We start from the raw sequence: 22,101 nt of genomic DNA, 5'->3' as shown, positions 1-22,101 counted from the left end.
CCGAGGATTATCAAGGGATAAGAAAATAAACGAATCATAAAAAAACCGGGCAGGACGCTTAAGGCTCCCTGCCCGGTTTTTTGGTTTCAAGCGCTACCCCTTGGCAACCATTGCCTTGACCACACCCAAAAGTTCTTTGTAACCCTTGGTGCTGTATGTCTCATAAAGGGTCATGATAGTGGCCTGGGAAAAGACATAATTCCTGAATTGATTGAATTTTTTTGTCTTCAGATCCGATTTTTCAAGGCCGTATTCCTCTTGAGCGATCCTTTGTAAAACCGGAATAAGCCACTTGGCCGCAGGCACGGTCAAGATCCAGTCGTGGTCGCCCAAATGGCAGACAAAGTTTTCCATGCGCCTGGGTCGGGGAAGGGTCTTGCCGTCCGGGGACAAAAGTCCCTTTTCCCTGGGATCAATACCGAGCAATATCCCGGCGGTTGTTATCCAGTTAACCGGTCCGGCTTCTTCCTTGGGAAAACCGGGGTGATTATGGGCACAGGCCTGGGCCACACAAAACTCGGCAGGCAACCCCCGCTTAAAAGACTCCGCTACACTCAGAGAATGATGTTCGCCGGTTCCGGCCAAGCTCAATTCCGTGCGGGACTCACCGTCTTCAGCCCATTGAAAAACCCAGGGTTTGTGCAGGTCATGCAGAACCTGGGAGGTTATAACCATGTCCCGATTCAGGCCAAAGCCGTAGACTTTACGGTAAGTATCATATATGGAAAGAGAAATCACCAGATTGGCCGCGGTGTGGGTGACAAGGCCGCCGGGATAGGAATGGTGGCTTGAATAGCCCGAACCGGGACCGGCATAAAAGGGAAAGGGAGACCTGCCGGGATCATTGACAGCAGGCAAAAATTGATCATAGGCGATCTTCTCCACATACCCCTTGGCTTTCAACTCCCCATAGACCTGTTTTCTGTTTTTGCCATCCATCAGGTCTTCGGCCAGGGTCGGCGCGGGGTTAGCCAGTATTTCCTTAACGGTTTTCCTGATCCCAGGGTCTTTGATGGTCTCCACAGTTGCTTTAAGGTATTTCCAGGAATCCATTACCAGCCTGGAATTTTCGGCCATTTTCACAGGCGACATTGCCTGGCAGTCGCTGAATTTAATGCTTTTGACAGCTGCCAGGGAAAATTTGGGCATGGCCAATGCGGCAGCGCCAACAGCCCCCGCTGCCAGGCCCAACTTCAGAAAACAACGGCGTTCGATCGTTTTTTCAGGCATTTGAATCTCCAAAAAGCAGTTTTTCGTATACCGGGGTCAACCATTGCCCGGTTTTTTGCCGGATACTCTTTGCAAGGAAGTCTTTGTATGCTTTAAAAGCACCACCGATTTTAGAAAAAACAAAAGCCAAAAGAGTCACGGATAATTCACAAAAAGATTAAAAGGCGGTTACAAAACAATTAGCCCTTAATAACTTTCAGTAAATACACAAAAAAATACATTGGCAGCCAATAAGGATCTCAGTCCGTCCCAGACCTTGCCCAATATTGCGAAAAGGCAAGCGAATACCCAAAAAACCTCTTTTTCAAAACGCGAAAAAAGAAGGAGACTAAATTTACAAAAATTTTAAATTACCTCGGAAATTATTTTAATATTTTAAGTTATTTGCCCTTAATCCCTATCGTTTCGCCTCAACTTAACGGCACAATGATTGACTGAGCCGTCTTAAATGAGATACCATGGTCCAGCGAAGTGGTTTCTTAACTAATTTACTTATATTTGAAGCAGTTAACTTCCAAACACAGAAATAAAGAATCGTTTTTAGCAGGTTCATTTTTTCATATTTATCTTTCATTTCACTTAAATAAACAGTCAAAACAAACGGCGGCTCCCCTTATTACAGCGAAAAGAAACAAGGCCCCGCCTTTTTTACATAGACCAAAACCAGGAGGCTGAAAGTTGCAGGCAAAACCCCTTGCGCTGGTCACTGGCGCCACCAGTGGTATTGGTAAAGAGACTGTTCACAGCCTTGCCCAAAAAGGTTATGAGGTAATGGCCCTGGGACGCCGCCGGGACAGGCTTGGCTCCCTGGCATCTCTTTCTAAAGACATAACCACCCATGTACTGGATCAAAGCAAACCCGAAGAGGTGGAAGAGTTATGTTGTAAGATCAAATCGTTGGAAAAACCGATCTCGGTTTTGGTGAACAACGCCGGTTATTCTGTGCGCGGTGTGGTGGAAGAGGTTCCCCTGGATGCTGTGCGGCGCATGTATGAAGTGAACTGTTTTTCCCTTATCAGGCTCACCCAGGCCTGCCTTCCCGGCATGAGAAAGGCGAGATCCGGCTGGATATTCAATCTAAGCTCAATCTCCGGCAAACTTACTTTTCCGGCCAACGGCTTTTATTCCTCCACAAAACACGCCCTTGAGGCAATAACCGATGCCTTGCGGGCCGAAGTGGCTCCTTTTGGGATCAAGGTGGTTGCCATCAGGCCCGGCCCTATTGCCACGGAGTTCGGCCAGGTGGTGGGCGCTCTTTCCCCCTGGTTGGCCGACTCGGACGAGGCATACAAGCCGGTGCATGAAAAGGCCATGGGCTTTTTAAAACAGGTGACTGACCCCGCCTCCATTCCGGGCCCAAGGGTGGTCTCGGACCTGATCATGGAAGTGCTTGCAAAAAAAGACCCTAAACCGGCCTATGCCGTGGGACCCATGACAGGAGATCTCCTCCCCTCCAGGCTGGAAAAGGACGATGCCGCCTGGTGTTCCTATTTATGCGGGGAGATCGGGTTGGATAAGCTCAAAATTTAGCATATCTGCACAGACAAAAAGGCAGAAACTCTTTGCCTCACCTGCCGGACCCAGGCTTCACGGGTAAGGGTTTGGGGGAGCAATCAAAGTATCCAAGGCCTCGGGCTGAGTTCCGCTTCCGGTAAGAAACATCCGGACCTGTCACAAAACGATGACAAATTCGCATTTAATTTATTGAATAATATCGAAAAATTGTACTTAAAAAGCTGATTATCAAAAAGGTGAATCATGGCAGAAGAAAAAACCGTTAAACAAAAGACCGCTGAAACCGCGCACGCCTATTTCAATGATTTTCCCTGGGACAGGCCCTATGATCTTTGGCGTTCCTTTGATAAAGATCTAGCCAAGGATTTAAGTCTTTTTATCACCGGTCAAATGTACGCACGGGAAAAGCTGCCCCACCCCACCAGGCAATTGGTGGCAATATCAGCCCTGACCGCCCTGGAACGCACAGAAGAGCTCAGGATGCATATCTGGGCCGGATTGAATGTGGGACTTGATCCTGAAGAAATCGCCGAGGCCATTTTTCAGGTGGCTATTTATGCGGGCATGCCTGTGGTCAACCAGGCCCTGAAGGTTCTGCGGGAGGTTTTGGATAAAAAAAAGGAAGCATAAAAAAACCGGTTGGAATCCAAAATAAGTTAAACTTTTATTGCGAGCAACATCCAACAGAGCCATATTAGCTCCCCAAAAAGACTTAAGGGCCTTGGGGGAGGGCCGAAGACAGGGCCGGGGCGAGGGAAAAAAGGATCAACAAAACAAGTTTTATTCAGGAGTATTTTGATGTCCAGATTGGCTAAACAGTCCAAATTTTTTGCAGCCTGGTGTGCCTTGACATTGGCGCTTACGATTTTAGCTGGCCAGGCACAGGCTGAAGACCCCATTTCCCGACTCTTCAGCCCGACTGTCGGCCAGTTGAAAACCAGCATAGCTTACGAGGGGTTCTACCACCCCACCCAGGATTTGGACAAACAAAACGCGGATATGTCGATTTTTACCCAGGAGCTGAGCTTTATAACCCCTTTAAGCCAGGACAACAAGTCTGAATGGGGCATAGGGGCCTGGGCCAGGAACAAAAACATACAAACAGAGGCTGTGATGCCCTATAGCGGCAAGGATTTTCCGGAAACCCTCTGGGATCTTGGCCTGGGAATACATCACAAAAGAAAAATAAGCTCCCGCTGGATAGCCGGCGGCTTTGCCGGAGTGGGCTCGGCATCGGATGAACCCTTTCACAAAAGCGATGCCACGGCGGTTCGTGCGGCAGGCATGGCCAGCCTCAGGACATCCCCCTCTCAGGCCTGGAATTTTTATGTTTTCTACTCCAGCCTGGCCGCATTTTGGGGAGGCATTCCGGTGCCCGGGGTGTCCTGGCTCTATACACCGTCTAAAAACCTGAGACTTAATCTCGGTGTGCCTGCCCTGAGCATTTATTACCGGCCGCTCGAAAAGTTGAGTTTCCTGGCCAGATACGCCTATCCCACGGAAACCTATGTAAAAATTGGTTACGATCTCACTAAGGAAACCACGGTTTTCACTTCTTTTGCCTGGACCCACAACGGTTATTTCAGAAGTGATCGCAAATATGACGACGACCGTCTGTTCTTCTTTGAAAAAAGGGCTTTGCTGGGTATCACCAGCCGATTTTCCAAAAGTCTAAAGCTTGAGGCCGCCGGTGGCTGGTCCTTTGACCGCCTTATTTTTGAGGGGGAAAACTATGATGACCGGGATCAGAACCGTATTGACCTGGAAGACGGAATGATTTTCAAACTCTCCTTAGGCTACAGCTTCTAAAACAATCGGGCGGCCCAAAATCAAAAGGGCCGCCCGATCAGCATACTGAAAATTTTCCTCCCGGCTCTTGTCAGGCGCCACTTGGTCAAAATTCGCTTATTGCCAAGCGGCCTCTGTTTTAGCCGCCAAAAAGATCACCCATTTTCAACAAAAGGCTCATATCTCCCTTTACCTGGTATTTTCCGCTCATAAAGGCAGTCTGGCCGTTGACCTTTCCGGTGGAGATATCCATCCACAAATCAGCCGGAGTGGTTATGACAATATCCGCCTTTGCCGCTTCTCCCTGCTGAAAAAGACATTTTTGGTTTTCTATACTTAAATAAGCGCTGAAATCTTCGGAGCCGGTTACCTTGAACTGTATAGTGGCTTTAAGATCCCCTGCCTTTTCCGAGTTAAAGGCACGGGGCATCATCTCGATCAATTCATAACAGGAAGCGGCCGAGGCGGCCCCGCTTGGCTTTTTCCTGTCCTTTTCTTTCACTCCGGAAGTGTTTTTAGCCTCTGATATCACTTTTTTGATCCAGGCTTCGTGCATTTGTGAATCATAGGAGACTTTTTCCGTGGAAAGCCCAATGAACTTCTCAAAGCTCTCGAAAAGGCCGTTTTCCTGCCAGTGCTCATAGTCATGGGCCATGATTTCTTTATTTTCCCTGACCAGCCAGCCCATGAATGACCAGAAGCTGAAATCCTGGTCAGTGGGAGGATAGCGCCTTTTTTCCTTAAGCGCCCTGGCCAGGTCTCCGGCCAAGTCCTTGGCCCTTGCCTCCACGGCCTCTTTACCACAAAAAGCCCCCGGGCTTACCGCCATGGCGGTAAAGGTTCCCACGGAATATGCCCCAAAGACATGCAGTGAATTGGCCAAATAAGCCCCCACCTCCGTCTCCCCCCATCCGGCGGAGACGGAAACAGCCAGTCCCGGCTTGGAAAAGGCCCTTGGGTTATGGCCATGGACCAGACATCTGTCAAAAAAAGTCTTCATCTGCCCGGTAACGGAACGGAAATAAACCGGAGAAGCCAGGATAACCGCATCAGCGGCAAAAAGTTTGTCGGTTATTTTTTTATGATCATCGTTTTGCCAGCACTTACCCTTGTTCAAGCAAAGGGCGCAACCCACGCAATAACCGATATCCTTTCCATGTAAGTGGATAACCTCCAGGTCCAGGCCATGCAGAGCCAGTTCCTCAGCAAGCATATCAAGCATGATATCCGTACTGCCCATACCCACATGGGGCGAGCCGTTTACAGCTACGACCTTATTCTGTGAACTCATGACATTTTCCTTTATTGTCCGGGGAATAACTGATTCATTCTTTTCCACATCTCCCTCAAAAGTTACGGGTTCCAACCCCAACTTCCGCTGGTAATAATCCGGATACCCGCGGGTAAGGGGAAACCCCACTCCCAACAAGAAAGCCAAGGGTATGAAGGTGTGAAATAGTAATCGGGTAAAGTGTCCTGCCAAATCGGGCCAAAAGGCCGGAACCAGACCGGCCAGTCCGCAAAGCACGAAAATACCGGCCCAAAACCAATTGAGGTGAAGGTTTATTTTTCTGTAAATATCAGTCTCCCTGAGCTGGGGAGGGGTTCTTTTGCGGGCGAAAAACTCGGTAAAAAAACCAAGCCCTAAAACAGGAGGCAGGGCGGCCATTAAAAACAGGGCCGCATAGAGCAAAGCTGCTGCAAAACCGGCCAGAATTTTTTGGGTAAACAAAGGGGCCAGCCATATGCCGCTTACAGCCAGCCAGATAAAGATAAAAATGGTGATATCCACCGGTGAAGGCCCATCTCGACTGCGTAAGGCCATCAGGGCAATTCCCAGCCCCGCCAGCAAAAAGACACCAGAGGCGCGCATTACTCCCGGTTCATAAGCAAAGACCTCGCCTAGAGTAAAAAAAAGGGCCAGGCAAAAAACCGGCATAAGCTTAAGTATCTTGGCTGGTGTCACCTTTTGCTCCTTTATTGAAAAGGAACAGAATATTTAAAGGGCTTCTAAGTTAATACACCCCAATAAAGGCCCAAGCAGGGTATTCCTCTAAAAAATACTTACCCGACAGTAGGTTAGCATTTATTTCATTCAAAAAACAAAGTTTGATTGCAAACCCGCACCAGAGCGGGATAATCTCGCCAGATTATCGGAAATCCATTCCGGACAAATAAAATTCCATTTACTTGACCTGGATATTTTTTCTGGGAGTATTGAGGCAGCCATACACTTTAAGATTGCCCTTGGGATGCCTGGCTGTATATTCTCAGGCAGACTTTTAAATGGTATCAACCCCATGGCAGGGCAGGCATATTTATCGGCTTTTCCCATCCTGCCTGAAACAGCTATTATGGAGCCAAAGGCGTTCAGGTGCTGATCGGCCTTTAGTGGATTTTATAAAAAGGCCTCCTGCCTGAAGCCTGTAAACTGAGAGATAAGACCGAACAGGCCGATTTTTGGGGTTCCATTTTTGGAGAATCGATTATGCCGCATGTGGCTATTGTATACAAATCCCACTCCCAAGAAGCCTTTAAGCAAGCCAGTCTATTGAACAAATGGCTCTTAGGCCGAAAACTGGAATCAAATCTGATCAAGGCCGGTTCACACCTGCCCGAAGATGATACGCCCCAAGGCAAAATGGACCCGAAAACCGACCTGGTGGTGGTATTGGGTGGAGACGGCACCATGCTCGGGGCAGTGCGCAACCTGGTTGAAGAGGGTCTGGAAAACGCCCCCATAGTGGGGGTGAACTTAGGCGGCCTGGGATTTCTAACCGCTTTGGGGCCTGATGAACTCCTGCCTGCCATGGACCGGGTCCTGGCCGGGGAATACACAGCCCCGCCCAGGCTCATGCTGGATGCCAGGGTGGAGAGAAACGGAGTCGCCCTGGCCCAGTTCACCGCCTTAAATGATGTGGTGATCAACAAATCCGCCCAAGCGCCTATCGTGGAGCTTTCGATTGTGGTGGATAAACGCCCCCTCACCACCTTTCGGGCAGACGGGCTCATCTTCTGCACACCCACCGGGTCCACGGCCTATAACCTTTCAGCCGGCGGCCCCATCTGCCACCCGGCCCTGGACTGCATAGTGGTCACCCCTATCTGTTCATTTGCCTTGAGCAACCGACCGGTCCTTTTGGAGCCGGATCTGGTTTTGAGCATAACCTTGGACCACCGGTCCCTGGACACCAGCCTTACCTGCGACGGCCAGGTCGGGCTTGATCTGGAGCCCGGAGACAAGATATATATTCAGCGGGCCAAAAAAGCGGTGCGCATAATCCATTCTCCATTTAAGGATTATTTCGAGATTCTGCGCACCAAGCTGAGGTGGGGTTGAAAACTTGAAGCCCTGTGGGCTCAAAAGCCTTGGCCTTGCCTATAAGACCGTGGTATCTAGGTAGATATCGGGAAAGGTAATAAAATACTTTTCCCCTTGACCACATAAATTTAAAATCCGTGTGGTTAAGGCGGGTGTTCCCGCGGGGGGGCCTGAATGCCGGGCACTACAGGCATTAAAAAGGGCCCATTTTTTTGAGAGGCTTTGCCCAAAGGCATTGCTGCTATATCTGTTAAAACCGTTTTTTTACGGTCGGCGCCAAACTCGGCAAGGAGAATCCATGCACAAGCTTAAGGCTTTTGCCTCTTTGATAGTGATTCTGATTTTAAGTCCCTTTTTAATGGCAATGGGAGGTGGAGACACAGACGGACCCACCCGCATTCCGGACCCAGAGGCCAACTACAAGGTCATGCTCACCGACCAGACCGGCTCAAGGGTGACTCTCACCAAGTTTGCCATAGAAGGGGTGGCATTTGTTCTGGGGGATCTGGGACAAGGCCAGGCGGCAGTGCCTTTGGACAAGGTGCGGGAAGTTATCATCAACCATGTCAACGGCAAATTAAAGGCCAAAATCACCCTGGCCCAGGGAGAACCCGTGGAGCTGAGGGTGAAACCCGGGCTCATGGCCACAGGCAAGACAGAATACGGCAACTACCGGATTCCCTTGAAAGAAGTCCGCATGATAAAGGTGCTCGGGCTCAATCAATAAAAAATGAAGGGGTATTCGGCAACTGCGCCTTCACCCTTTTTATGCGCCCTTTAAAAAATAAAGCAAATCCAGCCCCGAAAGGACCGGCCGGTTCTCTTCGGGGCTTAATGCAGCACCATGGGGCGCGGCAGAAAAAAACGTACCAGGACCAGCCCGGCCACAAAACCGCCGATATGGGCCATCCAGGCCACTCCTTCTCCGCCTGCGCCCAGGACCTGTAGAAAAAACCAGCCGCCCAGCACCACCAGGGCCGGAATCCGGATAAGTCTGACAAAAAACAAAAGCCAGATCAGCACAACCACCTTGTGCTGGGGATAAAGAACCAGGTAAGCCCCCAAAACAGCGGCTATGGCGCCTGACGCGCCGATCATCGGCGCTTCCGAAGAAGGCGCGGTGACCACTTGGGCCAGGCCGGAGAGCACTCCCCCCAAAAAATAAAAAAGGATAAACCTCGGCCTGCCCATGGCATTTTCCACATTATTGCCGAAGATCCAGAGATAAAGCATATTCCCGCCCAAATGCAGGAACCCGCCGTGCAGGAAAGGATAGGTTAGAAGAGTCAGAAACCTGGGAAACCATTCGGGGGGATAGGCAATTTGACCCAACCCGGTGAGCCAGGCGGGCACCACCCCGTAATGATGAGCAAAAATCAACTCAACCTTGGGCGGCATGAATAATTGGAAAATAAAGACCAGCACATTCAAGACAATGAGCACCACTGTCACTACAGGTATCCGGCCTACCGGGTTGTCGTCCTTGATGGGAATCACGATTTGGGCCTCCCTTGGCAGTATTTTCCCGCAACCGGGACGCATCTGTCCATCCAGGTGTTCAAAAAAAGCCGTCCAAGTCTTCTAAACAGGCCCCTTTCAAAAAAATTTTCCAAAAACCTGCTCACTTGCTTCATAAGTCTGCGCAACGGCCATGCACCCCCGGGGACCCCAAAATCTCCGATTTTGGGGGTGGTCTCCGGGGTCCCCAAAATCTCCGATTTTAGGAGTGGTCTCCGGGGTCCCCAAAATCTCCGATTTTAGGGGTGGTCTCCGGGGTCCCCAAAATCTCCGATTTTAGGGGTGGTCTCCGGGGTCCCCAAAATGCTCGCATTTTAGGGGTGGCTGAGGGCCGCCGCCCGGCTCAGCAAAGCCCTCTATAATCCCGGCAAGGCTTTAATCATGCAAAAATGCACTTTTCTTGCATACCTTCCACCACTGGGATACTCTTCAAAAATAATTTATCCTAACGGGAAAGCGATCTCCATGTCCGATAAAAAAGTCCAAAAACTACTCCATATAACCACCTTCGGGTGCCAGATGAACGATTATGACTCAGGCAGGCTGGCCGCCTTGCTGACCCGGGAAGGTTATACTCTGACCAGGGACAAGGAAGCCGCGGATCTGATTCTTTTGAACACTTGCAGTGTGCGGGAAAAACCGGAGCACAAAGTATATTCCTTTTTAGGTTCCCTAAAGGAAATTAAAAAAGAAAATCCAAATCTTATAGTCGGAGTAGCCGGCTGTGTGGCCCAGCAGGAAGGGGAAAAGCTCCTTAAAAAAGTCCCCTTGCTGAATTTGGTCTTCGGCCCCGGTGAAGTGGAAAACGTTGCCGCCCTGGTCAAAAGGGCTCAAGCCGGGGAAAGGCTGGCCGCCACATCCCTGGGAGCCCTGGGGCGCCAGATCGAGCCGGAACTGCCGCCCGACCCGGGCCTTAAAAGCCAGGTAACGATCATGCAGGGCTGCAACAATTTCTGCACCTATTGCGTTGTCCCTTATGTAAGGGGCAGGGAATACAGTCGGCCCGCGGAGACGGTCCTGGCTGAAGCCAGGGGAATGGTGGAAAAAGGCACCCGGGAAATCATGCTCTTGGGCCAGAATGTGAACTCCTATAATGATGCGGAAAGCGGGCTCAATTTCCCGCAACTCCTGCGCCGGGTGGCCGAGATACCGGGTCTTTGGAGGGTCAGGTTCACCACCAGCCATCCCAAGGACTTTTCCCCGGAGCTGATTGAAGTTATGGCCGAGGTCCCCCAGGTCATGGAATCGTTGCACCTTCCGGCCCAATCAGGCAGCAACCGGATGCTTAAGGCCATGAACCGGCGCTACACCAGGGAGCATTACCTGGACAGAGTGGAATTGCTCAAAAAAAACATTAAGATCGCCGCTCTGGGCACGGATCTGATAGTGGGATTCCCAGGTGAAACCGAAGACGATTTTGCAGATACCCTGGAGCTGGTCCGCCAAGTGCGTTACGATTATTCATATAGCTTCAAGTATTCGGATCGCCCCTTTGCCAAGGCCGCTGATTTTGAGGACAAGGTGCCTGAAGAGGTGAAAAGCGAAAGGCTGGCCAGGCTGCAGGAATTGCAGACATCGAAATCGCTTGAACTGCATCGGGAGTTGGTGGGGCGCAAGCTGGAGGTGCTGGTGGAGGGACCGGCCAAAAGGGGAGAAGCTCTGGTAACCGGGCGCAGCCGGGCCGGACGGGCGGTAAACTTCCCCGGTCATCCTTCGCTTTTTGGTACCCTGGTAACAGTGGAGATAACTGAAGCGCGCATAAACTCGTTAATGGGACGGTTGGTGAAACCAGCCCAGGGAGAATAAGCCGTGGTCCGAATGATCGTCCAAGGACTTACCATAGACCCCAGCAGCAACTCCCCGATCCTGATCCTGAAGGATCCGGAGGGGGAGAGGAACCTGCCCATATGGATAGGTCTGCTTGAGGCCACAGCAATTGCCAGTGAGCTGGAAAAGGTCGAGTTCTCACGGCCCATGACTCACGACCTTTTACGCAACATTATCAACGGGCTTGGTTACTCTGTCGGCAAAATTACTATAAACGACCTAAAAGACAACACTTTTTATGCGAAAATAGAGCTTATGGGCCCTGAGGGTGAAGTCTCCATAGACTCGCGCCCCTCAGACGCCATAGCCCTGGCCTTAAGGGCCGAGGCCCCTATCTTTGTGGCCAAGGCCGTTTTAGACCAGTCCGGAATCTCCGGCCAGGATGAGGACCAGCGCTCTGACGAAAAATGGAAAGACATCTTGGAAGAGATGACGCCGGAAGATTTTGGAAAATACAAAATGTAATTTTGCAATTATTTTTTCAAATTACCAAATCTTCCTCACACACGCTTCCTCTATATGCTACCCTTTTAAAAAAGGCCACAGAACTGATTGGTTTTATTGAATCTTCGGCAAATTTTCAATGCTTCCGCCTGCGGCTTTTTATGGTATCGGGATTTATTGCAACAGGCCTGATAATTTATTTTTGTCTTTGAAGGGGAATCAGAAAATGAAGGTTAGCCATCCGGTTATCCTTTTAGTGGATGACTCTCGCCTGGCCCGCACCTCTATAGAACAGGTTTTAAGGGAAAAAGGCCTTAACGATATACTGCACGCCACCACTGCCTCCGAGGCATTGACCATTTTAGGTTTGCATGAAAAGAACGGTTTCCCGCCCGAAAAGCCAATAGACCTGATTATGATGGATTTTGTCATGCCGGACATGAACGGCATTGAAGCCTGCCGCATGATCAAAAAACACCCCCTTATGAAAGAAACTCCCATCATCATGGTCACTGCGCGCAGCGATCCCCAAAGCCTGGGCAGGGCCTTTGAGGCCGGGGTGATGGATTACCTTACCAAGCCCATCCAGCCGATAGAGCTTATCGCCAGGGTGAACTCGGCCTTGACCTTAAAAATGGAGATCGACCGCCGCCGAGCCAGGGAGCAGGAACTACTGGATATGGCGGCGAAGCTGTCCGCCCTTAATCGGGAGTTGCAAAAACAGAATTCCCGAGACGGACTGACCAAGGTGGCCAACCGAAGGTTCTTTGACCAAAGTCTGGATCAGGAGTGGCGCAGGGCTAAAAGGGATGGGACTTCCATGTCCCTGATCATGCTGGACATAGACTATTTTAAAAAATACAATGACCGCTATGGTCATGCCCAGGGTGACGAATGTCTGAAAAGCGTGGCCCGCACCCTGGACCGATTACTGCAAAGGCCTGGTGATCTTTTTGCCCGCTACGGCGGTGAGGAATTTGCCGCCATCCTGCCCGGCATCAATCAGGGAGGGGCGCTCACCATAGCCGAAAAAATGCGCAAAAGCGTAGAGGACCTTAAAATAGAACACGCAGACTCACTGGTTGCTCCATATGTGACCATAAGCCTGGGTGCGGCCCACAGCGTGCCCGCATCCGACACAGAGGCCCAATCCCTTTTGGAGACTGCGGACAAGGGTCTTTATCTGGCCAAGGAAAAAGGACGCAACCGGGTGGGCCTCTTAAGTGCTTATCAGCCCAAAGATTGACCGATCAAAGCATCTGTGGATAAAATCACCCACTAAACAAGACATGCCCGGGCTATTTTTAAAAGAGAGAACCAAATGATAGACCTTCATTGCCACACCCTTTTCAGCGATGGTGAGCTTATCCCTTCGGAGTTGGTGCAGCGCGCCGAAATCATGGGTCACAAGGCCATTGCCCTTACCGACCACGTGGATATGAGCAATCTGGACTTTGTGTTGCCCAGGCTGCTCAAAGCTGCCGAGGATCTGAACCGTTTTCACCGGACCAAGGTTCTGGCCGGGGCGGAACTGACCCATGTTCCTCCGGATCTGATACCTGAATTGATAGCCCAGGCCAGGCGGATGGGGGCTCAGTTGGTGGTGGTCCATGGGGAAACCCTTTCCGAACCGGTGGAGCCGGGGACCAACCTGGCCGCTATCCGGGGTGGGGCCGATATCCTGGCCCATCCGGGGCTTCTCTTGCCCGAAGAAGCTCGCCTGGCTGCTGAAAAAGGGGTTATGTTGGAAATCTCCGCCCGCAAGGGACATTGCCTGGCCAATGGTCATGTAGCCGGATTGGGGCTGCAAACAGGGGCCGAACTCGTGGTGAACACAGACACTCACGCCCCCGGAGACCTGATAAACAAAGACCAGGCCCGAAAAGTGGCCCTGGGAGCCGGGCTTGACCAAAAACAGGCGGACCAGGTATACAGGAACTCTCTCGGCTTCCTGGAAAAGGCCTTGCAAAGGGCGGACAGATAAAGATGGACAAAACCGTCCAGGCCAATCTGGCCACCCGTCTGGGTCATGCATGGAAGCAAAGGCAATTGGAAAATCTTAAAGCTTGGGCAGCCCGGGAATTGATCCATCTTCGTCCCATGGATGAAAAAGGGGCCCTGGCCATAATCAAACGCAAGCAGATCTGCGCCAATCCTCCGGAACAGGCGGAAGCCCAGAAAGCCTATTTTTTAGAGCAGGCAGGCCTCTTGAGCGAGCTGGCCGCCCTGAAAGACTGTCTGGGGTGTGGAACCTGTTGCCGCACCTCAAGCCCCACCTTGTATGCTAAAGACCTTAACCTGGCGCAGAAATTAACAAAAAGCTCCATGTACACATTGAGGTCCGGGGAAAGGGTTTATTCGGCCCGCACCCAAAAGGGAAGCATCCTGAAAAACGACCTTATTAAAATCAGGGAGCAAGAAGGCGCCTGTCTTTTTCTGAACAGGGCTTTTAAATGCACCATCCACCCCAATCACCCTTTGCAATGCAGACATCTTGAGTGTTGGAGCAACCAAAACGCGGCCAACCTGGACTCCCTTCCCCGGTTGGAACGCGAAACCCTGTATGCCGGAAACCAGACCGCCCTGGCCCTGATCAAAGAATACGATCTCAAGATCCCGGCCCGGAAATTGGACAGGCTTTTGATCGGAGTCTCCAGAGACAATAATCCCGCCCAGGCCGCCTCGGCTTTGGAGCTAATGCAGCTGGATCATCACTTACGTCAAGGCATCAGCAATACTTACGGCTTTGGTCCGGATGAGCTTCTTTTGCTGCTCGGCAGACCCGCCCTTTCCTTAGCTCCCTTATACGGACTCAGCCTGAAGGTCCGCCCAGACGGGCGTCCCGCGCTTTTGCCCTTGGCCAAGGCTTGAAAGCCACCGGCAGGCGCTTATTTAAATGCCTTTTTTTCCCGGCAATTACTGCCCACTAATACGGCCTCAGATGCCCAAGTGATTCCCCCCTTGAGAAGAAGGGAATAATTAAGGCAATAATAACAATCAAATAGAATCAAAAATTTCCCCAAATGCCCATGGCATGAACCTTGCTGTGTTTTTAGACGGTCAATACCTTGATGGAGCAGGGAAACATGCGTGTAGGGCAATCAAATATATACCGCACCGTAGTCAGCAACATGATGCGGCTGCAAAGCGAATCCTTTGCCGTTGACAAGAGCATTTTCACCGGCAACAAGGTCAATGCCCCCTCGGAAGCCCCCTCCCTGGCGGTGACTATCCTGAACAGCAGACACAGTCTATTTGAAATCGAGCAGTTCGGCAGCAACCTCAGTGAGGCCAAGCAATGGCTCAGCACATCCGAGACCTCCATGCAATCCATTGTGGACACCTTTAAGAGGGCCAAAGTTGTGGCCGAAAAGATGGCCACCGGCACCTATGATTTGAGCCAGCGCAGATCAACAGCATCGGAGATTCATAACATCCTGGAACAGATCATCAGCCTTTCCAACACCAGGGTGAACGGAAGATACATTTTCGCAGGCTCCAACACGGAAAACCGGCCCAATATGGCCAATATATTAGAAACCCTTTTGGGAACAGGGCACTCAACCGTTGCCTCGGCCTATGAAGGGGCCGGCGGTTACGGTCTCCAGTTTGCCAGGGATGACCATGGTTCCCTGGCCGATCTGCTCCTGGGCACTTCCAACACCCTGGGAGCCAGCCTGGCCGCGCCTCTGGATTTCAACACCTGGATCACCGAGCAGGCAGCCAGCGACAGCCCGTCTCAGGGCATGATTGCCCGCAACCAGGCCATGGTGACCTATTTAAGCGATCTGGTTTCCGCCCAGGTCGGTGAGGAATTGACCTGGCAGGGCAACAGCCAGGGAGGCCAACTGCCGGACCGCAGCAACTGGATTTTAAACGTGGAAGGGGCCTGCACGGTTCAGGTGGGCACAGACCCGGCCTATGCGGTGACCGATGCCCAGGACCTGGTCAACCAGATCAATGCGGCCGGTTCAGATTACCGGGCCTGGCTGGAAGGCACGGAAAAGGTGCATATCGAACCTGTCTCCACCGGCTTTTTCCAGGTGGAAGAGGTTAATCACTCGGGGAATTTAACCATAACCCGTGATGAAAGCGCAGGGGGCCAGACTTTCCGCACCGAAGGTGTAATCCAGGTTAACGGCGCGGGCACTGTCACCATAGGCGGCGACGCCTATCCCCCTCCCCCGGCTACTTCTTTCAGCGACGCGTCTCAGCTGGTCGAGATGATCAACGCAGACTCCACGCGGGGTTATTTCGCCTATATAGAGGGAGACGAGACGGTTCATGTGGTTTCCAAGGGTCAGGGCGCCTTTGATATCACAGGCGCCACCGGAGAGGTGAGCGTAAAAGACACCACAACCATGCAGGAGTTGCTGGATAAGATCAACAGCGGCATACATGCGGTGGGTGTTTTGCAGATAAGCTCCACCCCGGCAGACACGGACACCATCAAAGTTGGTGACAAAATATGGTCCTGGGCCGAAATCAAGGGGAGTGAAACCCCTGTTACGCCTGAGGATTATGCAGAGGTCCTGGCGAATTGGATATCCACCGAGACAGATGAATACGATGCCTCCGTGGTTAAATCCGGCTCCAGGCCCACGGTTCAGATAACAGCCAGGGCAGCGGGAAAAGCAGGCAATGTGGCCCTTACCGCTTCGGGCACTGCCATTCTCAGCTCGGGAGCCCTCTACGGCGGCCTGGACCCCACGGAGTTGAATCCCCTCACCTCAACTCCGGAGGCTGAGGGCCCTTCCACCCTATGGGCCGACAGCGCCGCAGGGCACGGCACCCAGTCCAGCCTGGTTTACGCCTCCGGCAATTATCATCTCCGTCTTTCCAGAGACACCACCGGCTCGGGCGCGATTATCTCCATTGACCCTTCAACCAACCTGGGGCTCACCACCCCCATGGCCGGGATTGATTTTTCCCCGGGCCTGCCCCAATGGCAGATAGACCAGATAGCCGGAAACGGCACCAGCCAGATCATGACCAACTGGTCCACCAGCCTGCCAAGCACGGCCAGCCCTGTTTCAGACCGCCTGGGCGAGGTTCTCTCCTGGACAGCAGATCCGGCTGACGGAACCCACACCTTCCGCACCAGGACCACAGTCGAGTTCAGCGGCGGGGCCGGAGGTGCAAACACCACCACCATTGATGTGGGGGGCACAACCTATACCATAGGCGGCGCCGACGCCGCATCCAGCGCAGAAGAGCTGGTGGACTGGATTAACTCACCAACCGGATTAAACGATCCCAATTATTTTGCCTATCTGGAAGGAGACAGCACAGTCAAGCTCATGGCCAAGGACGGAGCTCCGCCGATAACCATTCAGGAAACCCAGGATACCGGCGGGGTTATGACCATTGACCAGGGAACAAGCGCTTCAACCAGCCTGGAACAACTGAATAACGCCATCAACAACGGGACCAAGGCGGTGGGATCCCTGCATTTCGGAGGCGGCGTGGCCCTGCCCGCAGCCACGGACACGGTAACCCTGGGGGACCAGTCCTGGTCCTGGCAGGAAATCACCGGCGGGGAAATGCCCGCCACGGCCGAAGGGTTCAGTGAGGCCCTAGCCTCCTGGGTCAACCAGAGAAGCGATCAGTTCACTGCATCGGCCTCCACCGGCCTCACCGGTTCTTCGGTTCAGTTTGAGGCCCGGGCTGTGGGCAAGGCGGGCAATGTCCGCCTTGAGGCAACCAACGCAAACTCCGGGGTGGATATCACAGACACCCTTATCGGCGGCTTAGACGGCGCCAAAACCGTCACCACCGGCAAGATCTATGGTGAAGGTTCAAGCAATTTAAGGCTGGCCACTAATATTCAGGCCACGGTGCTGAAGGTGGACGGAGAAGACGTAACCCTGCGCCTGCGCTGGTATGACGACTACGGCCAACTTAAAACCCAGGAAGCCACCTTGCAGGGTTCGGGCAATGAAAACTCGGTGGAAGTTCTCGGCATGGGCGGCCTTAAAATTTACAAAGACGATTCGGTTTGGAACGAGGGCGCTGTCTTGAACCTGGCCATTGGCCATGACCAAAGCAACCATGATGAACTGAGCATTATAATGGCCAACTATGACGGCCAGGGTGCAGACCACCGTCTTTCCTACAACTGGAACCAGGAACAGATAATCGGCAACCATATGGTCCGAAGCCTCCTGGGAGTTGAGGCTCTGCCCAAAAACAACAACACAGGCACTGGAAGCGTGCACCTGGCCGGGGCTTACAACGGCCTCACCACCCGAGATCTTAATATAGATGTCATCTCAAAGGGCCAGGCCCCCGCAGACCCGCCGACTTTCCGGGTAAGCTGGACTGGAGACGACGGCGAAAAAAGATCCGAAGAGATTACAGTCTCCGGCACAGGCCAGGACAATGCAGTGACCATTCCGGACTGCAACGGAGTTAAATTTTATATTGACCAGGGTGAATTTGAGGTGGGCGACGGGTTCTACCATCGCATTGCCAAGGATTCGGTGCATGTGGTGGACACCCTGATTCAGCTTGAGTACCAGCTGGCTTACGGCAACGGGCTTGAACCGCAGACCGCAGGCCAGGAGACCTTGCAGGCCCTGGACCTGGCCCTTAACAACCTGCTTGACTATGTGGGTGAGGCGGGCAGCAAAAAAGACCGGGTGACTGTCAGGACAAGCGTGCTTGAGGATTACAACCTCTTCCACAGCCAGACCCTGAAGGATCTGCAGAAAGTGGACCTTGAAGAGGCCTTTATGGAACTGAGACAGATGCAGTCCACCTATAACGTTACCTTGAAGAGCATAGGCATAGTGACTCAGATGTCTCTGGTAAACATGATGTAGGGTTTCTATCCGCGCCCGGGAGCTTATCTGAATAGGCTCCCGGAACTGCCTGTGTAATGGAGAGATCCACTGCCCTGAGGGCGTTTTTTCAAGGCATATCAACAGAAAGGCCGTCAAAAGCCACTTTTGCCATGGTGGTCAACTCGTGGTCTCTGAAGACTCTTTCCACTGTATCCTGCCATGATCTCTGGTCTCTGGGAATCTCATAGACTGAGCCTGAAGGGCCGCAAAGCGGTTCGGCAGGCTGGTATTTCTTTAAAATCTGGTTACCGACTTCATCTTCAGGCCTCATGTCCTGGCAGGAAATATGCACAAAATAGACCTGGCGCGGCTGCCATCTTTTTAAAAGCGGCAAGGCGTTTTGTAGGCTTAGGTGGTTGGCCCGGTTTTCCTTGGGTTCGTTCAGGAAATGGCACTGGCAGACCAGGGCGTCTAAGCCGGAAAAGGCATCCGGATCTTCGGCCTCCACCAGATCGCCGGTGTATCCCCAGGAAAATTCTTCCCTTGAGTTCTTTATCTTGAAGACATAGCCTTGTGAACCCTGGGCAAGGGCGCCGTGAAAGGTCTTCTTAGGCAGGCAAACCAGATCCTCTCCAAAGGGGCCGCCCGTTAAGGGCATATCAGGCTCGGCTATCTGTTTTTCCAAAAGGTCGCCAAAAAGATAACCAAACCTGGCCTCAATAACCGGCCAGGCCAGGGGATGGGCGTAAACCTTTATCGGCTGCCACTTTGAGCGCGGCATGGCCCTTTTAAAGCATAAAAGCTCATCAAGCCCCAAAAAGTGATCACCATGCTCATGGGTTATCAGAACCGCATCCGGTTTGGGCAGGTTTTCCCGCATCAACTGATAACGCAGGTCAGGGCCGGGGTCCAACAGGATCCTGGCTCCAGCCTCAAACCATAAGGCGGTTCTGGTGCGGAACTCGCCGATGCGCCTCAAATGGCGACAGGTCTGGCAAGGGCATTCATGCTCCGGAAGCCCCCAGGCTCCCCCTGTCCCCAAAAACAAAAGCTTCATGGTCCATCCTCTTCTCCGCAACGTGCAGCCAGGTTATACCGTGGGTAAGGGCATGGGATCTGCCCCCTACAAATCCGGCTCGAGTCATTTCCCGGCGAAAGGCATCAGGAAGGGGAAACTCGAGTATGGTCTCAGCCAGATATTGGTATCCGCCGGGATTATTGGAGATCACACCCGCCACCTTTGGCAACAAAGAAAGCAGGTATTTTTTATATACCGTCTGAACAAGGGGGTGCTGTGGCGTGGCGAACTCCAGCACATAAAGCCTGCCCCCCGGTTTCAGAACCCGACGCATCTCCTGCATGGCCAGCACCCTGTAGGGGATATTCCTGATGCCAAATGCAATGGTGATGGCCTGAAAACAATTGTCCAAGAAAGGCAAACAAGTGGCGTCACCGTTGATCAGGCTCACATTGGCTCCACTTTTTGCCACCTTTTTCCTGGCCGGACCCAACATGGCAGGCACCAAATCCAGGCCCACCACCTGGGGTTTTTCCGGCAAATCAGCTATTTCAAGGGCAAGATCGCCGGTGCCGGTGGCTACATCCAACACCTGGTCACCGGGTTTTAAACGCAGGCACCTGGCCACAAAACGCCGCCAGCGCACATCTTCCCTGAAACTCATCAGCCTGTTTAAAAAATCATAAACCGGCACCACCTGGGAAAAAATACTTTCAACATCTCTAATCTGCTTCGAGGCGTCTCTCATCGTTCCGTGATAATTCCCCAGGTTCTACCCGGATCCAAATCGTAATCAGTATTAAGGCGTTTAAGCTCCAGAAGCAGCCTGTTCAATGAATTGCGCAAAAGCGAACCGGCCAAGGCGGCTTCCTTGGGGTCAGTGATCGCCTGGCAGGAGCTTTTTATTTCCTCGGGCAAACTGTCTGATAGTTCGGTCTGCAAGGCCTTTACCGCCTGGTTAAAACTATCCCTGGGCAATGGGGCCAAGGGCCCTGAAAGGCCAAGATACCTTCTGGCCAGCCAGGTGCCCAAAACGGCAGTGGTCTTGATCTCCCTGGCATCTTCAGGATATACCTTGGTCTGCCAAAATCCCAGCACATCACCCTTATCCAGGCCGATCAGCTCGAAAAGCAATTTACCCCAGAACCATGCCTGATCCAGCCTCAGGCGGGATTGTTCCAGATCCGCCAGGTTTAAAAAGGCCCTGTACTCCTTATCTCCCGGCAAGGAGGGATCATAGTATCTGGGACGGGGATAGACCAAACCGGCCAGATTCCGGTCCAGAGGCTGATCCAGCACATAAAGGCTGGTGGGGAAGCCCTGAAGCCACCCCTCTTTGATCAAATCCCAGGCCTCTTTATTCAACTCTCTGATGGCTGCGGCTCCCTGCCTGGCCAGGGCGGGCAGCCCCACCCGGCTTATCACCTTAAGGGCCGTTTGCCTTTCCCCCTCCGAGATTATGGCCAGACCCAGGTTGGCCATACCCAGGCTTTCCCTGGCGGCCTTTTGCATCTCCTCCTGGTCGGCCGGGTCTGCGTCCAAGGCCACCACACCGCAGTTGGCCACATAGGCCATCTCAGCCCGCAGGCGGTCGGCCTGATGCCCGGAAAGTTCATTCAGAACCATGGGCAAATTTTCCACTTGAGGCAACAACCGAACCACTGCGTCCGAACGGGGCGACGCGTCAGCCAGAAAAGCAAGGTCATCCTTAGACGGTTGTTTTTGCCAATCCGTCTCACCCGGTGCAGGCCTGGCCCAAAGCTCCAGGGCCTCCATGCGATCCGGGAATCCATGGTCCATGAGCCTGCCGTTTCGCCATCTTAGCGCGTCTTCAGCAACAGGCGAGGCGTCTTCCCAAAGCATGGCCTCCATAATGGTCTGATAAAGCTCCGGCTTTTCATTGCGCAGGGTAATCAGAACCTGGCCCACCACATCTGATGACTTTTTATCAAAAAGATCAAGGTAGTATACCCCGTCGAGTGTAAATTTCGGCAGGTCGTCCGGCGGTTCCTGCATATCCTGGCTCGGCAGATATTTCACCACACTGAACCAGTGCCTGAACAAAAGCACCATGGTTTCCAGATCCGTGCTTTCAATCCAGCGCAACACTCTCCCCGCCCCGGCTTCCAGCAAAAGGGGCAGCCATACCTCATAACGGGCCGGATCAAGCTTATCGTGTCGCCAGCCTGTGACATCAAATAAATAGGTAAGCTGACTGTCTGAGGAAAGCGCGAGCAGAGTGCCGGCATCCTCATGCCCCACTTCCAGGACCGAACGGGTAAACTCGTCCGGCGGCAGGGCGGACACCAGCCTCTTACTTTGCCTGTCCAGGGTCAACAACCGCTCCCGATCCCCACCTGCTGCGTTCAGAACCAGGCGAACCCGTTTTTCAAAAGGCAGGGAATTAAACTGTTCTTCCGCTGCCTTGGAATCGGTTCGATTCAGTTTCAGCAACTCATTGAGATCGGTCTGAAATGGAGACAGCCCGTTTTCGTCTGCCATTGTCTCTCCGGTTTTCATGGTGATTTTCACAAACACGGCAGCTTTTTAGGAAAACAAAAAAAATAAAACCTGCCTGAAATCATAATCATACCACGGGGCTTGGCGGGTGACAGCCCTGCCTCGCCCAAAGGGCGATTATCAGCAGAAAACCA

General features: G+C 52.4%; 17 protein-coding genes. 11 read left to right on the top strand and 6 right to left on the bottom strand.

Translation table 11 applies throughout. From position 1 onward, the window contains the following. Positions 1 to 93: 93 nt before the first annotated feature. Positions 94 to 1,230, bottom strand: coding sequence for a hypothetical protein (locus tag X474_RS13730; protein ID WP_044349666.1), 1,137 nt, complete (start codon positions 1,228 to 1,230; stop codon positions 94 to 96). Positions 1,231 to 1,908: 678 nt separating this feature from the next. Here X474_RS13730 and X474_RS13725 point away from each other — a divergent pair. The 3 genes from X474_RS13725 (at position 1,909) to X474_RS13715 (ending at position 4,554) form a co-directional block, all read left to right on the top strand. After that, positions 1,909 to 2,760 (top strand): SDR family oxidoreductase, encoded by an 852-nt coding sequence (locus X474_RS13725; protein ID WP_052515201.1) that lies wholly within the window; start codon positions 1,909 to 1,911, stop codon positions 2,758 to 2,760. A 228-nt stretch (positions 2,761 to 2,988) separates the two neighbouring features. After that, positions 2,989 to 3,375 (top strand): carboxymuconolactone decarboxylase family protein, encoded by a 387-nt coding sequence (locus X474_RS13720; protein ID WP_044349665.1) that lies wholly within the window; start codon positions 2,989 to 2,991, stop codon positions 3,373 to 3,375. A gap of 168 nt (positions 3,376 to 3,543) precedes the next feature. Next, a complete protein-coding gene (locus tag X474_RS13715; protein WP_044349664.1) occupies positions 3,544 to 4,554 on the top strand; it encodes a DUF6268 family outer membrane beta-barrel protein in 1,011 nt (336 codons plus the stop codon). Positions 4,555 to 4,672: 118 nt separating this feature from the next. Here X474_RS13715 and X474_RS13710 read toward each other — a convergent pair whose 3' ends face one another. After that, on the bottom strand, positions 4,673 to 6,499 hold the full coding sequence (locus tag X474_RS13710; protein WP_044349663.1) for an NAD(P)H-dependent oxidoreductase: 1,827 nt from the start codon (positions 6,497 to 6,499) through the stop codon (positions 4,673 to 4,675). A gap of 522 nt (positions 6,500 to 7,021) precedes the next feature. Here X474_RS13710 and X474_RS13705 point away from each other — a divergent pair. Together X474_RS13705 and X474_RS13700 are read left to right on the top strand one after the other, a co-directional pair. After that, positions 7,022 to 7,873, top strand: coding sequence for an NAD(+)/NADH kinase (locus X474_RS13705; RefSeq protein WP_044349661.1), 852 nt, complete (start codon positions 7,022 to 7,024; stop codon positions 7,871 to 7,873). A 280-nt stretch (positions 7,874 to 8,153) separates the two neighbouring features. Continuing rightward, a complete protein-coding gene (locus tag X474_RS13700; protein ID WP_044349659.1) occupies positions 8,154 to 8,582 on the top strand; it encodes a hypothetical protein in 429 nt (142 codons plus the stop codon). Between the two features lie 104 nt (positions 8,583 to 8,686). Here X474_RS13700 and X474_RS13695 read toward each other — a convergent pair whose 3' ends face one another. Continuing rightward, on the bottom strand, positions 8,687 to 9,352 hold the full coding sequence (locus X474_RS13695; protein WP_044349657.1) for a rhomboid family intramembrane serine protease: 666 nt from the start codon (positions 9,350 to 9,352) through the stop codon (positions 8,687 to 8,689). A 486-nt stretch (positions 9,353 to 9,838) separates the two neighbouring features. On the opposite strand from X474_RS13695, the gene miaB reads away from it, so the two are divergent. The 6 genes from miaB to X474_RS13655 all read left to right on the top strand — a co-directional run bounded on the left by miaB (position 9,839) and on the right by X474_RS13655 (position 18,468). After that, positions 9,839 to 11,179, top strand: a complete 1,341-nt coding sequence (gene miaB / locus X474_RS13685) for a tRNA (N6-isopentenyl adenosine(37)-C2)-methylthiotransferase MiaB (RefSeq protein ID WP_044349654.1) — start codon at positions 9,839 to 9,841, stop codon at positions 11,177 to 11,179. A gap of 12 nt (positions 11,180 to 11,191) precedes the next feature. Further along, a complete protein-coding gene (locus X474_RS13680; RefSeq protein ID WP_044349652.1) occupies positions 11,192 to 11,665 on the top strand; it encodes a bifunctional nuclease family protein in 474 nt (157 codons plus the stop codon). A 205-nt stretch (positions 11,666 to 11,870) separates the two neighbouring features. Next, positions 11,871 to 12,890: a GGDEF domain-containing response regulator gene (locus tag X474_RS13670; RefSeq protein WP_044349649.1), complete on the top strand. Its 1,020-nt coding sequence runs from the start codon at positions 11,871 to 11,873 to the stop codon at positions 12,888 to 12,890. A gap of 75 nt (positions 12,891 to 12,965) precedes the next feature. After that, a complete protein-coding gene (locus tag X474_RS13665; protein WP_044349648.1) occupies positions 12,966 to 13,628 on the top strand; it encodes a histidinol phosphate phosphatase domain-containing protein in 663 nt (220 codons plus the stop codon). Positions 13,629 to 13,630: 2 nt separating this feature from the next. Next, the gene (locus X474_RS13660) at positions 13,631 to 14,515 is read left to right on the top strand and encodes a YkgJ family cysteine cluster protein (protein WP_044349647.1); all 885 of its coding nucleotides are present in this window, start codon (positions 13,631 to 13,633) and stop codon (positions 14,513 to 14,515) included. A 215-nt stretch (positions 14,516 to 14,730) separates the two neighbouring features. Further along, positions 14,731 to 18,468 carry a flagellin N-terminal helical domain-containing protein gene (locus X474_RS13655; RefSeq protein ID WP_044349646.1) on the top strand — a complete coding sequence of 1,246 codons (3,738 nt, stop codon included), beginning with the start codon at positions 14,731 to 14,733 and terminating at the stop codon, positions 18,466 to 18,468. An 88-nt stretch (positions 18,469 to 18,556) separates the two neighbouring features. On the opposite strand, the gene X474_RS13650 is transcribed toward X474_RS13655, so the two are convergent. The 3 genes from X474_RS13650 to X474_RS13640 are packed head-to-tail and all read right to left on the bottom strand — an operon-like array spanning position 18,557 to position 21,949. After that, entirely contained in the window at positions 18,557 to 19,486 is a 930-nt protein-coding gene (locus X474_RS13650; protein ID WP_052515200.1) for an MBL fold metallo-hydrolase, read from the bottom strand. Beyond that, the gene (locus X474_RS13645; RefSeq protein WP_044349643.1) at positions 19,434 to 20,195 is read right to left on the bottom strand and encodes a ubiquinone/menaquinone biosynthesis methyltransferase; all 762 of its coding nucleotides are present in this window, start codon (positions 20,193 to 20,195) and stop codon (positions 19,434 to 19,436) included. Before X474_RS13645 ends, X474_RS13650 begins: the two co-directional genes overlap by 53 nt. After that, positions 20,192 to 21,949, bottom strand: coding sequence for a DUF6178 family protein (locus X474_RS13640; RefSeq protein WP_156360761.1), 1,758 nt, complete (start codon positions 21,947 to 21,949; stop codon positions 20,192 to 20,194). The genes X474_RS13645 and X474_RS13640 overlap by 4 nt, the downstream gene beginning before the upstream one ends. Positions 21,950 to 22,101: the final 152 nt, after the last annotated feature.

The organism is Dethiosulfatarculus sandiegensis (genome assembly GCF_000931935.2).
GTDB lineage: Bacteria > Desulfobacterota > Desulfarculia > Desulfarculales > Desulfarculaceae > Dethiosulfatarculus > Dethiosulfatarculus sandiegensis.
Note: the sequence above shows the minus strand (reverse complement) of the source record. Positions and strands in the feature narration are given on the sequence as shown.

Bases quoted from the DNA above. Each gene is read 5' to 3' on its own strand.
- X474_RS13705 (WP_044349661.1), top strand. From the start codon at position 7,022: ATGCCGCATGTGGCTATTGTATACAAATCCCACTCCCAAGAAGCCTTT.
- X474_RS13645 (WP_044349643.1), bottom strand. From the start codon at position 20,195: ATGAGAGACGCCTCGAAGCAGATTAGAGATGTTGAAAGTATTTTTTCC.
- X474_RS13665 (WP_044349648.1), top strand. From the start codon at position 12,966: ATGATAGACCTTCATTGCCACACCCTTTTCAGCGATGGTGAGCTTATC.
- X474_RS13670 (WP_044349649.1), top strand. From the start codon at position 11,871: ATGAAGGTTAGCCATCCGGTTATCCTTTTAGTGGATGACTCTCGCCTG.
- X474_RS13680 (WP_044349652.1), top strand. From the start codon at position 11,192: ATGATCGTCCAAGGACTTACCATAGACCCCAGCAGCAACTCCCCGATC.
- X474_RS13655 (WP_044349646.1), top strand. From the start codon at position 14,731: ATGCGTGTAGGGCAATCAAATATATACCGCACCGTAGTCAGCAACATG.
- X474_RS13650 (WP_052515200.1), bottom strand. From the start codon at position 19,486: ATGAAGCTTTTGTTTTTGGGGACAGGGGGAGCCTGGGGGCTTCCGGAG.
- X474_RS13720 (WP_044349665.1), top strand. From the start codon at position 2,989: ATGGCAGAAGAAAAAACCGTTAAACAAAAGACCGCTGAAACCGCGCAC.
- X474_RS13715 (WP_044349664.1), top strand. From the start codon at position 3,544: ATGTCCAGATTGGCTAAACAGTCCAAATTTTTTGCAGCCTGGTGTGCC.
- X474_RS13640 (WP_156360761.1), bottom strand. From the start codon at position 21,949: ATGGCAGACGAAAACGGGCTGTCTCCATTTCAGACCGATCTCAATGAG.
- X474_RS13730 (WP_044349666.1), bottom strand. From the start codon at position 1,230: ATGCCTGAAAAAACGATCGAACGCCGTTGTTTTCTGAAGTTGGGCCTG.
- X474_RS13660 (WP_044349647.1), top strand. From the start codon at position 13,631: ATGGACAAAACCGTCCAGGCCAATCTGGCCACCCGTCTGGGTCATGCA.
- miaB (WP_044349654.1), top strand. From the start codon at position 9,839: ATGTCCGATAAAAAAGTCCAAAAACTACTCCATATAACCACCTTCGGG.
- X474_RS13700 (WP_044349659.1), top strand. From the start codon at position 8,154: ATGCACAAGCTTAAGGCTTTTGCCTCTTTGATAGTGATTCTGATTTTA.